11 protein-coding genes and 1 pseudogene are annotated in these 13965 nt (G+C 68.6%); 7 read left to right on the plus strand and 5 right to left on the minus strand.

The features are described from left to right. The first annotated feature begins 58 nt into the window (after window positions 1-58). The 4 genes and pseudogenes from RI03_RS04000 to RI03_RS04015 all read left to right on the plus strand — a co-directional run bounded on the left by RI03_RS04000 (window position 59) and on the right by RI03_RS04015 (window position 4761). Window positions 59-541: a MarR family winged helix-turn-helix transcriptional regulator gene (locus tag RI03_RS04000; RefSeq protein ID WP_010215389.1), complete on the plus strand. Its 483-nt coding sequence runs from the start codon at window positions 59-61 to the stop codon at window positions 539-541. Next, window positions 538-1971, plus strand: coding sequence for an efflux transporter outer membrane subunit (locus tag RI03_RS04005; RefSeq protein WP_010215390.1), 1434 nt, complete (start codon window positions 538-540; stop codon window positions 1969-1971). Before RI03_RS04000 ends, RI03_RS04005 begins: the two co-directional genes overlap by 4 nt. Continuing rightward, the gene (locus tag RI03_RS04010; protein ID WP_010215391.1) at window positions 1968-3224 is read left to right on the plus strand and encodes an HlyD family efflux transporter periplasmic adaptor subunit; all 1257 of its coding nucleotides are present in this window, start codon (window positions 1968-1970) and stop codon (window positions 3222-3224) included. The genes RI03_RS04005 and RI03_RS04010 overlap by 4 nt, the downstream gene beginning before the upstream one ends. Beyond that, window positions 3221-4761 (plus strand): annotated as a pseudogene (locus tag RI03_RS04015) (DHA2 family efflux MFS transporter permease subunit). The gene RI03_RS04010 and the pseudogene RI03_RS04015 overlap by 4 nt, the downstream one beginning before the upstream one ends. Window positions 4762-4878: 117 nt before the next feature. On the opposite strand, the gene RI03_RS04020 reads toward RI03_RS04015, so the two are convergent. Next, entirely contained in the window at window positions 4879-5445 is a 567-nt protein-coding gene (locus tag RI03_RS04020) for a Dps family protein (protein WP_010215392.1), read from the minus strand. A gap of 177 nt (window positions 5446-5622) precedes the next feature. Between RI03_RS04020 and RI03_RS04025 the strand changes: the two genes are divergently transcribed. Genes RI03_RS04025 through RI03_RS04035 form a run of 3 tightly spaced genes read left to right on the plus strand, consistent with a single transcriptional unit; the run spans window position 5623 to window position 8302 of the window. Next, window positions 5623-6300 carry a response regulator transcription factor gene (locus RI03_RS04025; RefSeq protein WP_010162450.1) on the plus strand — a complete coding sequence of 226 codons (678 nt, stop codon included), beginning with the start codon at window positions 5623-5625 and terminating at the stop codon, window positions 6298-6300. Continuing rightward, window positions 6287-7660, plus strand: coding sequence for a sensor histidine kinase (locus RI03_RS04030; RefSeq protein ID WP_010215394.1), 1374 nt, complete (start codon window positions 6287-6289; stop codon window positions 7658-7660). The genes RI03_RS04025 and RI03_RS04030 overlap by 14 nt, the downstream gene beginning before the upstream one ends. A 39-nt stretch (window positions 7661-7699) precedes the next feature. Next, window positions 7700-8302, plus strand: coding sequence for an alpha-ketoglutarate-dependent dioxygenase AlkB (locus tag RI03_RS04035; protein ID WP_010215395.1), 603 nt, complete (start codon window positions 7700-7702; stop codon window positions 8300-8302). Between the two features lie 7 nt (window positions 8303-8309). Here the strand turns inward: RI03_RS04035 and RI03_RS04040 are convergent, their stop codons facing one another. From RI03_RS04040 to RI03_RS04055, 4 genes are all read right to left on the minus strand, one after another. After that, on the minus strand, window positions 8310-9371 hold the full coding sequence (locus RI03_RS04040) for a glycosyltransferase family 2 protein (RefSeq protein ID WP_010215397.1): 1062 nt from the start codon (window positions 9369-9371) through the stop codon (window positions 8310-8312). After that, on the minus strand, window positions 9368-11842 hold the full coding sequence (locus tag RI03_RS04045) for a DegT/DnrJ/EryC1/StrS family aminotransferase (protein WP_010215398.1): 2475 nt from the start codon (window positions 11840-11842) through the stop codon (window positions 9368-9370). Before RI03_RS04045 ends, RI03_RS04040 begins: the two co-directional genes overlap by 4 nt. An 88-nt stretch (window positions 11843-11930) precedes the next feature. Beyond that, window positions 11931-12692 carry an SDR family NAD(P)-dependent oxidoreductase gene (locus tag RI03_RS04050; protein WP_010215399.1) on the minus strand — a complete coding sequence of 254 codons (762 nt, stop codon included), beginning with the start codon at window positions 12690-12692 and terminating at the stop codon, window positions 11931-11933. A 195-nt stretch (window positions 12693-12887) separates the two neighbouring features. Beyond that, window positions 12888-13793, minus strand: coding sequence for a LysR substrate-binding domain-containing protein (locus tag RI03_RS04055; RefSeq protein WP_010215401.1), 906 nt, complete (start codon window positions 13791-13793; stop codon window positions 12888-12890). Window positions 13794-13965 lie beyond the last annotated feature (172 nt).

Raw genomic sequence — 13965 nt, forward strand, 5'->3', positions numbered from 1 at the left:
CCTTGTAAATGTCTTCTCGCGCTGTATCTGCACGTGCAGTTAATGAGGACGAAGACAGATGGCGGTGTTCAACGTCGAGGATTGCGCGGCAAGCCGTGCACCGGGGCGGCTGTTGCGGCGGCTCGACAAGACGATGTCGGCCTATGTCGAATCGCGGATCGCCGGGCGCGAGTTGACCTATCAGCAATGGGTCGCGCTCAAGGTCGTGCGGGACGGGATGGTCGGCAACGCGGGCGAACTTGCGCGCGAGCTCGGGCTCACCACGGGCGCGACGACCCGGCTGATCGACGTGCTCGAGACGCGCGGCCTGATGGTGCGCGACCGTAGCGGGGAGGATCGCCGCGTCGTGCGATTGGTAACGACCGAACGGGGCGCCGCGACCGTCGAAAAATTGCAAGGCAACGTCGTTTCGGCCTGGAACGAGGTGATGGCCGAATTCAGCCAGACCGACGCAGAGGCCTTCGTCGACATGCTCGCGCGCGTGCTTGCCGTTGCCGAACGCGTGGCGGGCGATGCCCCGCTCGCGGAGGTGGTGCAGTGATCCGCCCGATCGGCCTCGTATCGCTCGTGGCGGTCCTGTTGTCGTCCTGCGCGGCGGTCCCGCACGATCCACCGCAGGTCGCGCAGGTGCAGCCGACGACATTTGGTTTGAGCAATGCGAGCACGTCGATCGCGGCGGACTGGTGGACCGCGTTCAAGGATCCGCAGCTCGATACGCTGGTGACGATGGGCCTTGCCGCCAATCCATCGCTTGACCGTGCGCTCGCGCGAGTGCGGATGGCGCAGGCCACGCTCGGGGTACGGCGCGGCGACCAGTTGCCGCAGGTGACGCTCGACGGCCAGTCGACGTATCAGCGCTTCCCGGACCGCTCGCTTTATCCGCCGCCTTTTGCGGGCAACGCCTATCCGACCACATCGGTGCAGGCGAACCTCAACTGGAACCTCGACTTGTTCGGCCGCCAACGCGCGCTGGTCGCGGGTGCCCGCGCCGATGTGGCGGCGGCGGCGCTCGATGCGGCGGCGGCGCGGCTGATGGTGTCGACCTCGATCGCGCAGGCCTATGTCGGGCTCGCCCGCGCGGACCAGCTGATCCGCGTCGCGGACAGTTTCGTCGCGACGCGGCGGCAGGCGCTGGGCTTCGTCAATTCGCGGATCCGCAACAAGCTCGCCAGCCAGTTCGAGCTGCGCCAGGCCGAGACGCTGCTCGCCGAGGCCGATCAGGCGCGCACCCGCGCGGTCGCGCAGCGCGAATTGCTCGTCCACGCGATCGCCGCACTGGTCGGACGGGGCGCGGATTTCTACCCGCAGATCGCCAGCCCCAAACTGGCCTTCGATGCCCCGCCGATGGTCCCCGCGATGCTCCCGGCGGATCTGCTCGGGCGGCGTCCCGATCTGCTCGCCGGGCAGGCGCGGATCGATTCCGCCGCGGCGGGGCGCAAGGTCGCGCGCGCGGACTTCCTGCCCAACGTCAGCATCCAGGCGCTCGCAGGCTTTGCCGCGCTCGGGCTCGGCAGCTTCTTCGATCTCGGCGCGCGGACCTATGGCGCTGGCCCGGCGATCCACGTGCCGATCTTCGAGGGCGGCAAGCTCAAGGCGCAATATCGTGGCGCAACCGCCGCGCTCGACGAGGCGGTCGCCGCTTATGACGATGCGGTGCTCGGCGCGGTGCGGGATTCGGCGGATGCGCTGACCCAGGTCCGCGCGACCGACCAGGATACGCTCGCGCAACGCCGCGTCGTTGCGGGGCTGCGCGAGACGGTGCGGCTCGATCAGGTCCGTGTCTCGACCGGGCTTGGCTCGCAGCTCGACAGCATCGACGCGGGCTTCCGCCTGCTCGAGGCGGAACAGGCGCTGGTCGGACTCCAGTCCGATGCGCTGACCCGCCGGATTCAGCTCATCGCCGCGCTTGGCGGCGGTTTCGATTCTTCCTCCCCGCCGCCTGCAGCGGCCCTTGCGGACAGCGCATCATGAACGACCAGACCCCCACCGACTGGAAGCGCAAGACGGAAACCGCCGAGCGCATCGATCCGGTCGTCGGCCCCGAGCCGATCGCCGCCGAACCGCCCCCCACGCCGGTCGATCCCGCGATCAAGCGCCGGTCGCGGATCCGGCGGATCGGGTTCCTGATCCTCGCGCTTGTCGTGCTGATCGGACTGATCCTCTACGGCATCAGTGTCTTCACTGCGCCCGCGACCGAGGAAACCGACGACGCCTATGTCGCTGGCAACGTCGTCTCGGTGACGGCACGCGACGGTGGGACCGTCCTCGCGCTGCACGCGGACAACACCCAGTCGGTCAAGCGCGGCCAGCCGCTGATCGATCTCGATCCCGCGACGGTCGGCGTCCAGATGGATGCCGCGCAAGCCGCGCTCGGTCGCGCGGTCCGCGCGGTGCGCTCGACGCACGCGCAGGTCGACGCGGCGGGGGCGGAAATCGCGCAGGCGCAGGCCGAATTGTCGCGTGCGCAGAATGACTATGGCCGTCGCCAGGGCGCGGCGCGCGACGGCGCGATTTCGGGCGAGGAACTGTCGCACGCGTCCGATGCGGTCACTTCCGCGCGCGCCGCACTCGCGCTCGCCCGGGCGAAGCAGGCGCAGGCCGCGAGCACCGTCGCGGGCACCGACATCGCCAACAACCCGCAGGTGCTCGCCGCCATCGCCGACGTCCGTCGCGCCGCGATCGACGGCAGCCACATGAAGATCCTCGCGCCGGTCACCGGGATCGTGGCGCAGCGCACCGTCCAACTCGGCCAGCGTGTTGCCGCCGGAACCCCGCTGATGGCGGTGGTGCCGCTCGACAGCCTGTGGATCGACGCCAACTTCCGCGAGACGCAGCTCCAGCATCTGCGCGTCGGGCAGCCGGTGGCGATCACCGCCGATGTCTATGGCAAGGCCGTCACCTTCCACGGCAAGGTGCTCGGGCTCGGGGCAGGGAGCGGCAACGCCTTCTCGCTGCTTCCGCCGCAGAATGCCTCGGGCAACTGGATCAAGATCGTCCAGCGCGTGCCGGTGCGGATCGCGCTCGATCCCGCCGAACTGCGCGCGCATCCGCTCCGGATCGGCCTGTCCGTCAATGCGATCGTCTCGACCACCAACCTGTCCGGCCCGATGGTCGCAGGCAGCACCGCGCCTGCAGGCGGCGTCCAGCAAAGCCTCGATGGCGGCCCTGAAGTCGACGCGATGGTCCGCCGGATCATCACCCAAAACCTCGGGCGCGATCGGTGAGCGCACCCGCCGGCGCGGGGGCGGCCCCGCTTCGCGGCGCGACGCTCGCGGTCACCTCGATCGCGCTCGCGCTCGGCACCTTCATGCAGGTGCTCGACGGAACGATCGCCAACGTCTCGCTCCCGACGATCGCGGGCAACCTCGGCGTCTCGACGGATAACGGGACCTGGGTGATCACGTCGTTCGCGGTCGCCAATGGGGTGACCGTCCCGCTGACCGGCTGGCTGATGCAGCGGTTCGGCGTGGTGCGGACCTTTACCGTGTCGGTGGTGCTGTTCACGATCGCCTCGCTGCTGTGCGGCCTCGCGTGGGACCTGTCGTCGCTGATCGGTTTCCGGATCCTGCAGGGCGCGGTATCGGGGCCGATGATTCCGGGTAGCCAGGCGCTGCTCATCTCGATCTTTCCCGCGCATAAACGCGGTACGGCGCTCAGCATCTGGTCGATGACCACGCTCACTGCGCCGGTGCTGGGGCCGGTGCTCGGCGGCTATATTTCGGACAATTATCATTGGGGCTGGATCTTCCTGATCAACGTCCCGGTCGGCATCGCCTGCGCGTTCGTATCATGGCGCTCCCTCGCGAGCCGCGAGACCCCGACGCGCAAATTGCCGATCGATACGGTCGGGCTGATCCTGCTCGCCTTCTGGGTGTTCAGCCTGCAGACGATGCTCGATCTCGGCAAGGATCGCGACTGGTTCAACAACCCGCTGATCGTGATCCTTTTGGTCTGCGCGTTGGTCGGGTTCGTCGCGTGGCTGATCTGGGAAATCACCGACGGCAACCCCGCGGTCGACCTCAGCCTGTTCCGTCGACGCAACTTTGCGTTCGGGACGCTGGCTTTGTGCCTCGGCTATGCCTTGTTCTTCGCGAACAACCTGCTGCTGCCGTTGTGGCTGCAGGAGCAGATGGGGTACACCGCGACATGGGCCGGGTTCGTGGCCGCGCCGAGCGGGATCGTCGCGGTGCTCGCGACGCCGTTCGTCGGGCGGCTCAAGATCGATCCGCGCTGGCTGACGACGATGGCGTTCCTCGCCTTTGCCGGGTCGTATTTCCTGGCTCGCAATATACCCCCGACGCGAGTTTCTGGACGCTGATGTTCCCGCTGCTGTTGCAGGGGCTGGCGATGAGCATGTTCTTCGTGCCGCTCGTTACCATCTCGTTCGACGGCATTCCGGGCGAGCGGGTGCCCTCGGCAAGCGGCATCTCGAACTTCGCGCGCATCACCGCGGGCAGTTTCGCGGCGTCGATCATCACCACGACCTGGGATCGCCGCGAGGCGCTCCACCAGACACGGCTGACCGAGGTGGGCAACGACTATTCGCCCATCTACCGCCACGCGATCGAACAGTTGCAGGCAGCGGGGATGACGCAGCAGCAGGCGGCGGCTTCAGTGATGCGGCAGGTCGTTAACCAGTCGTATCTGCTGTCGTCGCTCGAACTGTTCTGGATCTGTGGATGGATGGCGGTCGTGATGATCGGCGTCATCTGGCTGACGCGGCGTCCTGCGCCGAGTGATCTGGTGGTGGCTGCGGACTGAGGTCGGGACGCGCTGTCACGCCTCTACTCATCCCCGCGGCTGATGGCGAAGGGCGATCAGCCGCCGGGACGCAAGGCAGGGGGGCAGTGTTCGTCAGAACCCGCCCCCCAACGCCCTTTACAGCTGGTGCGCGCGCAGCATCCAGAGCTGCTTGTCGATGTCATGTGCGACTTCCTGCAGCATGTTCGACGTGACCGGATCGGTCTCCTCGGTCGCCTTGATCCGCGCATAGATGCGATCGTTCTCGGTCTTGAACGCGACCGTCAGCATCTTCAGCCCCTCGGTATCCTTGGTTTCGGCAAAGGGCAGCTCGGGCAGCTGTGCGTTCGCCGCGACCGCGGACGGACGGCCGTCGACCGCGACGCCCAGCGCACGGTTCCGCTCGGCGACCGTGTCGATATAGCCCGCGACGGTCTTGTAGAAGTCGCCGAGCATCTCGTGCGTCGCATAGAAGGTCGGTCCGGTGACGTTCCAGTGGAGCTGCTGGATGTTCTGCTGCAATCCGATCAGCTCGTACAACGTCGCCTGCAACGCCTGCTGCGTCGGACTCGCCTTGTCGGCGGGGAGCGGAACCTGCCGCGGGGCCACTGCCGAGCGATAGATCGACAGGTCCTGCGCGGAAGCGGGCGCGTGCGCGACGAGCGTGGCGAGCAGGATGGCGGCACTGGTTTTCACGAATTGCATACAGGTTCCTCATACTCCGGGAAGGCCCCCAGAACCGTGGAGAAAGCCGCCAAGTTCCGGCCGATCCGGGTTAAATAACCGCCATAAAATGAACTGCATTTCACAGTCCCGACAGGCTTGCCTGTGCTAGGCCCAACCTCACGCAATCCATCCCCGTTCGTTTCGAGTACCCTGACCGTGGCGCGCATTTTATTGATCGAGGACGACGACGGGACCGCGCAGGAGATCCTGCTCGGTCTGTCGCGCGCGGGCTATGTCGCGACGCGCGCGGCGACGGGTGCGGATGGCCTCGCCGCGATCCGCAGCGGGGACAACGACCTCGTCATCGTCGACCGGCAACTGCCCGATAGCGAGGGGCTCGATTTGATCGCGACGATGCGGGGGGAAGGGATCCGTACCCCCGCGCTCGTGCTCAGCGCGATGGGGAGCCTCGACGATCGCGTCCGCGGGCTGCGCGCGGGCGGCGACGATTACCTCCCCAAGCCGTTCGCGCTGATCGAACTGCTCGCCCGGATCGAGGCGCTGCTCCGCCGCCCGGTCGAGGGGCGCGAGACGCGGCTGTTCGCGGGCCCGATCGACATCGACCTGCTGGCCGGCACGGCGATGCGCAACGGGCGCGATCTCGAACTGCTCCCGCGCGAATTGCTGCTGCTCGAATATCTGATCCGGCGGCCCGGCCGGGTCGTCACGCGGATGATGCTGCTGCAGGACGTGTGGGGCTATAATTTCGACCCGCGCAGCAATGTCGTCGACGTCCACATGAGCCGCCTCCGCCGGAAGGTCGATGGCGAAGGGGACCTGCCGCTGATACGCAACGTGCGCGGGGAAGGGTATCGCTTCGATGCCCCTGCGTGAGCGCGGTGCCAAGGTGATCGGACGCGGAACGTTGCTGCGCTGGGGGATTGCGATCGCGCTTCTGCTCGCGGTTCAGTCGGTCGCGATGGCGGCGCTCTTCTGGGTGTCGGCGCGCGAGGGGCATCGCGGCGAGCTGGACGAGGCGCTGCTCCACGATTGCACCGCGTTCGCCGCGCTCGCGCCGTCCGCGCGCGGGATGGAACTGCACCGTCAGCTCGAGCTCGATATCCACCGGGATCGCTTCCTCGCGATCGCGGATGCGCGGGGACACGTGCTGTACGGCAACATCGCGGTGCTGCCGACTGGGATCGCCATGAACGGCATCGGCACCGCGACCGTCACGCCAACGACGCTGCCGGGCAAGACCAGCGACGTCGCGCGGGGGCGGCTGTGCCGGTTGCCGGGGGGGCAAGTGCTGTTCACCGGGATCGACCTCGACGACAGCGAACAAGCGCTGCGGATCGTCGAACGGACGTTGCTGTTCGCGTTTCTGCCCGGGTTGGTGATCGCAGTGCTGGGGGGCTGGTACGTGGCGCGGCGTGCGGGGCGGCAGCTCGATGCGGTTCGCGTGCTGTCCGAGCAGATCACCCGTGGTGAGCTCAACCGCCGCCTGCCGGTCGCCGAACATCCCGACAGCTTCGGGCAGTTGTGCGCGCACATCAACGCGATGCTCGACCGGATCGAGACGCTGGTCGGCGAAGTCCGCGGGATCGGCGACGATATCGCGCACCAGTTGCGTACCCCGCTCACCCGGCTCCGCGCACGGGTCGAGCGCGAGATGGAGGATGCGGTCTCGCGCGACGATTTCGCGCGCGCGGGTACGGCGACGTTGGCGGATGTCGACCAGGCGCTCGCGATCGTCGCGGCGTTGCTGCGGATCCACGAGATCGAACATCGCGCAAAATGCGCTGGCTTCACCCGGGTCGACCTCGGCGCGCTGGTGCGCGACGTCGGGGAACTCTACGCGCCGGTGGCGGAGGATAGCGGCCGGACGCTCGCGATTGCGATCGACGGCGACGCGGCGGTCTCGGCGGACCGCGACCTCCTTGGGGAGGCGCTCTCGAACCTGATCGACAATGCGGTGAAGTTCGGTCCGCCCGGCGGCACCGTCACGCTGTCGTTCACGGTGGATGGCACCGCCGCAACGATCACGGTGGCGGACGAGGGTGCGGGGATCGCCCCCGCCGACCGCGAGCGCGTGTTCCAGCGCTTCTTCCGCGCGCGGGGCCTGCAGAACGTCCCCGGCACCGGGCTGGGGCTGAGTCTGGTACGCGCGATTGCTGATCTCCACGGCTTCGTGCTCGCGTTGTCGGACCGTGGCAGCGCGGTGTCGATCACGGTTCCGCTCGATCGCGGCTGATCCGATTGGGATCGGCGGGCGCGTCCCTATATCGGCGGGATGGCATCGCACCAGATCGACCTGTTCGCCGTGCCGTCGCTCCCGGGAGTGTCGGCCGCAGAAGATTTCCTGTCGCCCGCCGAGGAGCAGGCGCTGATCGCGACGATCGACGCGACCGCGCTGACGCCGTTCCGCTTCCAGCAATGGCTGGGCAAGCGGCTGACCGCGTCGTTCGGCTGGCATTACGATTTCGAGCGCGGCACTTTCGCCCCGACCGATCCGATCCCCGATGCGTTGCTCCCGGTTCGCGCGCGGGCAGCGGCGTTTGCGGGGCTGGCACCCGAGGCGCTCGTCCAGGCGCTGCTGATTCGCTACGACCCGGGGGCGGGGATCGGCTGGCACCGCGACCGGCCGCTGTTCGAGCATGTCATCGGCCTGTCGCTCGGCGCGCCCGCGACGATGCGGTTCCGGCTGCGCGACGGCGAGCGGGATGGGCGCGCGATCTACCGTCGCGTGGCCCAGCCGCTGGCGCCGCGCGGGATCTATCATTTGGCGGGCGCGGCACGGTGGGACTGGGAGCACAGCATCACCCCGATCGAGGCGCCACGCTGGTCGGTGACGTTTCGCAGCGTGTCGGAGCGGGGGCGGGCGGTGGTGAGGTGACGGAACGCTACCCCCGCGCCGCGCGCCAGCGCTGCACCGACCGCACGCCGCCGACGAACCGCGAGAGGACGAGCTCCTCGATGCCGGCATAACCAAGCCCGAGATGATCCGGCCGCACCCCCGCCGCATCGCCCAGCCGGAGTCCGCCGGTGCGCAACCCCGCACGACCGATCCGCGCCCAGCGGCGCGCGGTTTCCCAGCGGATCAGCTTGGCGCTTTCCTTGTCCGGACGGTGCGTGGCGAGGAAATCCTCCTGCAACCGCACCAGCGCCGTGCCGACGCGCTCGAGCGTCGGGCGGTCCGGGACGGGGGCGTGCGCAGTGACATGCGCGACGATCAACGCGGCGGTCCCGGCCGCCTCGTCCCCGAACAACGAAGCATAGGCTTCCGCGAGCACGCGTGTCGCGCTGTCGCGCATCGCGGTCGCCTGGCGTTGCGACGCGCCGCCGGGATGGCGGCGATAGGTCAGCAGTTCCGCATCGAGCCGCGCGATCCCGCCGAACGCATTGATGCGGTGGTAGAGGTCGAAATCCTCGGCATATTGCAGCTCGGGCCGGTTGAACGGATCGAGCCGCCGCGCGGCGTCGCCGCGCAGCATCACCGAGGACCAGACCAACGGGTTCTCGATCCGGAGCAGCCACTGGATCAACGCCGGCGTCGAGACGGGGGCGAGCGCGGAGGGCAGGATCGCGCCCTCGTACAGCACATTGGCGGCGGTACCCACCAATACCATCGCGGGGTTCGCCTCGAGATAGCCGATCTGGCGCGCAAACCGTTCGGGATGGCACAGATCATCCTGGTCGAGCGCCGCGATATACCGCCCGCGCGCGAGCGAAAGCGCGGCGTTGCGCGTCAGCACGACGCCGCGATTCTGTTCGGCGCGGATCAGCCGGATCCGCGGGTCGTCGACCGCGGCGACGATGGCCGCGGTGTCGTCCCGCGAGCAATCGTCGATCACGATCACCTCGAAATCGCGCATCGTCTGCGCCTGCAGCGACGCGAGGGTTTGGCGGACCAGCGCGCCGCCATTGTAGGTCGGGATCAGGACACTGACGAGCGGATCGCTCATGCGACCGCACGCTCCGCGTCGCCCAGCACCTGCTCGACGATCATCGCGCCGACGTCGTTCTGCCACTGCCACAGCCCGTTGGCCTGTCCCGAGAAGCTCGCCTCGCCGCCGAGCCGCCCCCAAGGGACGAACCCCGCCGCGAGCCCGATCCCGTACAGGCCCGGGATCGCGCCGCCTTCCGCATCGACGATCCGGCAATGCCGGTCGACCATCGCGCGACCGTCGTGCGCGGCCAGATCAATGGCGCTGCCGTCGCCGTCGCGGACGTCGAGCGCGCGCGGGCGATAGCCGAGCGCGGCGATCACCAGATCGGCTTCCGCCAGCTTCGTGCGCGCGACGGGGTCGTCCTCGCCCCGGACTTGATGCGCCATCACGCGCGGATCAGGGGTGCGGCCATCGACGCGCAGCATCCGCAGCACGAGATCGCGCGCCTCGAGCCGGAAGCCCGCGAGACGGTAGACGAAGCCGCTGACCGGGCAGATGTCGTCCGGCCCAAAATCGGTGAACCCTTCCGCCCGCGCCGCCTCGGGGGTGGGGTAGAAGGGCCGCAGCGGGCGCCGATGCAGCAGGGTGATCCCGCCCGCGCCGAACGGGATCGCGGCGGTCTTGAGCAACAGCACGATCGTCGCGAGCGCACTGGTCGATCCGCCGATCACGACGATCTTGGGGTCGCGCTTGCGCGACAGCAGGTCGATGATCCGCGCGGGACCGCCAAGCGCCAGCGCTTCGTCCGACTGGATCAGCCGGTCGCCGACCTCGCCGACGAGCGACACCCCGCCGACGCGTTGCGCGGCGAGCCGGTCGAGCGGCTGGTGCCCGCCGGTCGCGATCACGACCGCCTGCGACAGCTGATCGAATTCGTGCCCGTCGGCGATCCGGCGCATCCGGCTCGACCACAATCCGCCGCCGGTGCGGGTGGTGCGCAGCACCTCATGCCCCATCAGCACGGTGCCGCCATGCTGCCCGACCAAAGCGTGCAACCGCTCCCCGGTCGCGCGGACGAACGGCCCGGCTTCCGTCAACGGCACCCCCAGCGCGCCGATATGCCGCGCGACCGCACGTCCTGCCGGATGCTCCGCGAGTGCCGCGATTTCGGGGTGGGGATTGTCCTTCACCGCGCTCAGGAACGTCTCGGCGGTGCTGTCCGACGTGATCGCATAACGCCCGATCCGTCCCTCGCCGAGCGTGTCGCCGCGTTCGGCGATGACGAGCCCCGATGCGGCCAGTTCGGGCAACCGTCCGCGCTTGCTCGCCGCAGTCAGCAACGCGGTCCCCGCGGGGCCGCCGCCGACCACCAGCAGCGAGGCGATCGGATTGGCGCGCGGGCGTGCCGGGACGCGATCTTCCGCCGCAAGCACGCGGTTGACGCGTTCGGCGATCACCGCGACGTCCTCGGGCGTCATCGCGTCGGTGACGGGGAGCGACAGGGACCGCGCACCGATCGAATCCGCGACCGGGGTCGGCAGGATCGTGGCGCACCGCTGGAACAGCGGTTGCTCGCCCAGATGCGGACTGAAATAGCGCCCGACGCCAACCCCGGCCGCCTCGATAGCGGCGGCAATCGCGTCGCGGCGGGGCGCGAGATGCTCGGGGAGCAGCGCCGGCATGAACTGGCTCGCGCGTCTGCGGCCGACCGCCTGCTGGAAATCGAACCCGACGAGCTGCGCGCGATACGTCGCTTCCAGCCGTGCGCGTCGGTCACACAGATCGTCGATTTCGCCCAGCTTGGCGCGCGCCATCACCGCGATCACCTCGGGCAGCTTGGCGTTCAGGCCGGACAGGGTCGCGCTGCGGCCACTCTCGAACCCAAAATTCGCCATCGCGCGCAACCGCTCGATCAATCGCGTGTCGCCCGAATGGATCACTCCGCCCTCGGCGACCGCGAAGGTCTTGGTCGCGTGCATCGAATAGACCACCGCGAACGGCGCATCCGCGCCAAACCCGGCACCGCTTTCGTCGGTCGTGCCGAGCGAGGCGGCCGCGTCGATCACCACGCCGACCCCGGTCTGCCGCTGCAGCCACGCATAGCGGTCGAGGTCGATCGCGGTGCCGAAGGTGGCATAGGGAAGCAGGACCGCGATCCGGTCGCCGTGTTCGGCGAGCAGGCGTTCCTCTTCCGCCGCGCTGGCGGTCCAGTCGGCGGGGTCGATATCGCAGATCAGCGGGGTCAGCCCAGCCCACAGGGCTGCCTGCGCGGTCGCGGCGAAGGTCAGTGCGGGCATCAGCGCATAGCGTGCCTCGGGCCGCTCGCCGACCGCCTCGCGCAGCGCGATCATCAGCCCGAGCGTGGCATTGGCAACCGCGAGCGTCGCACCGCTTCCGCCGAACAGCTGCGCGGTCGTCTCCGCCTCGAACGCGCGCACTTCGGGGCCGTTGTTGCTGTACACCCCAGATGTCTCGACGCGTTGCAACGCCGCGAATTGCTCGCTGAGGCGCGGGGGGTTGGGGGCAATCAGGGGATAACGCTGCATGGGGAAGGGACGCCTGACTCGGGATACTCCCGCGCCTTGTGCTCTACCGGCCCCTAAAAAGGCGTTACGCCCCCGATATTACCTCCCGCTATCCTTCGCGTGCCACCGCGAACCCGGCGAACGACTGGTTGACCGGCATCAGTTCGAGCGTGTTGATGTTGAGGTGGCGAGGCTGTTCCGCGACCCACAGCATCGTCGCCGCAATGTCCTCGGCGGTCATCGGGGTGACGCCCGCGTACAGGGTGTCCGACGCGGCCTTGTCGCCCCCGGTGCGGACGGTGGTGAATTCGGTCTCGACCATGCCGGGTTCGATCGAGGTGACGCGCACGCCCTTGCCGTGGAGATCGGCGCGCAGGCCGAGGCTGAACTGGCGGACAAAGGCCTTGGTCCCGCCGTAGACGTTGCCGCCCGCGTACGGATAGGTCGCCGCGACCGACGAGAGGTTGATGATCGCCCCCTTGCGCGCGACGATTCCCGGCAACAGCAACCGCGTGACCGTGACCAGCGCGGTGACGTTGGTATCGATCATCGTCTGCCAGTCGTCGAGCTTCGCTTCGGGCGCGGGCGACGTGCCGAGCGCGAGCCCGGCGTTGTTGATCAGCAGGTCGATGTCGGCAAAACCGGCGGGCAAGCCGGCGATCGCGCTTTCCAGCGCGGCGCGGTCGCGGATGTCGAACGCGAGCGTGTGGACGGTATCCGCACCGAGCGCCTCGGTCAGCGCATCGAGCCGGTCGGTGCGACGCCCGGTGGTGACGACGCGCCAACCGGCGGCGGCGAACGCGTGGACGGCGGCGCCACCGATCCCGGCGGTGCCGCCGGTGATGAACGCGGTACGCTTGGTTTCGGTCATGCAAGGAGTCCAGTCGCGGTTGACCGCGCCGGTCGCGGTGGGGCTGCTGTTCGTGCCGGGTCCGGCAGATAGGCAGTCGGGATTTACGGCGCAAGGTTCGGCAGCGACGGGGTGGACTAGGCGGGGTGGACTCGGCGGGCGCGCCCGTTTTCCGGCCCCACCAAAGTCCGTCGAAGCCCCGGCGGCGACCGGCGACTAGGGTGCAGGCGAGCCCTGTCCCGCCTGGCGCACGACAGCCAGGAATCGGCTGACGATCAGCGGCGGCGCCTCGGCATGGACTAGCCACATCGCGGACGTCGCGCGATCATCGAGCAGCGGGATGTAGACGAGCCCCGAGGATTGCAGCGCGGAAAGCGACTCCGCGATGATCGTGATGCCGATTCCCGCCGCCACCAGCCCCAGCAGGGTAGAGACCTCACGGACGCCTTGCGCGACTCGCGGCTCGACCCCGGCGGCCCGCATCAGCAGGAACAGCGCTTCGGTGAAACCGCCGCTGCGGTCGTTCGCATAGACCACCAGCGAATGGGATCCGAGATCGGACAGGTGCAATCCGGCACGGCTCGCAAGGACATGATCCGGCCGGGTTGCGACGAGGAGGCGTTCCTCGAGAATGAGCGTCGCGGTCAAGCCGGCAGGGACGGCGGGGCGCTGCGGGCTGCGCATGAAGCCGAGGTCGAGCTGGCCCTCGCCGATGGCCGGGATCTGCGACGTTCCAGCAACTTCGGTCAGCGACAGCCGGACATCGGGACAGGCCTGTCGGAACGCATATAGCGCGGTCGCCACCTGCGGGATGAACGGGGCGGAGGCGTTGAACCCGATCCGCAGGTCGCCGAGTTCGCCACGCGCCGCGCGCCGCGCGATCAGGACGGCACGGTCCGCTTCCTCGAGCGTGCGCTGCGCTGCTTCCAGGAACAATGCGCCCGCGGGCGTCAGCGCGACCCGGCGACTGGTCCGTTCGAGCAGAAGGACGCCGAGTTCCTCCTCGAGCAACCGGATCTGTTGGCTCAGCGGGGGCTGCGAGATTCCAAGATGCGCCGCCGCGCGGGCGAAATGCAGATCGGTGGCGACCTGCACGAAATACCGAAGATGCCTCAATTCCATAATCGATAGCTTTTACGTCTCAATCATGTGGGAAACAATATTAGACAAGCCAGCAACACAAGCCGAATGGTGCGCTGCCGCATCGCTCCTGATGTCGGTCAACATCTGGTTCGGGTGTCCTCCCCAGGCATGATTCAAGATGCAGATCATGGGCCGCGCAATGCCAGCCCTT

This window comes from Sphingomonas sp. PAMC 26621 (genome assembly GCF_000251145.1).
Taxonomy (GTDB): Bacteria; Pseudomonadota; Alphaproteobacteria; order Sphingomonadales; family Sphingomonadaceae; genus Sphingomonas.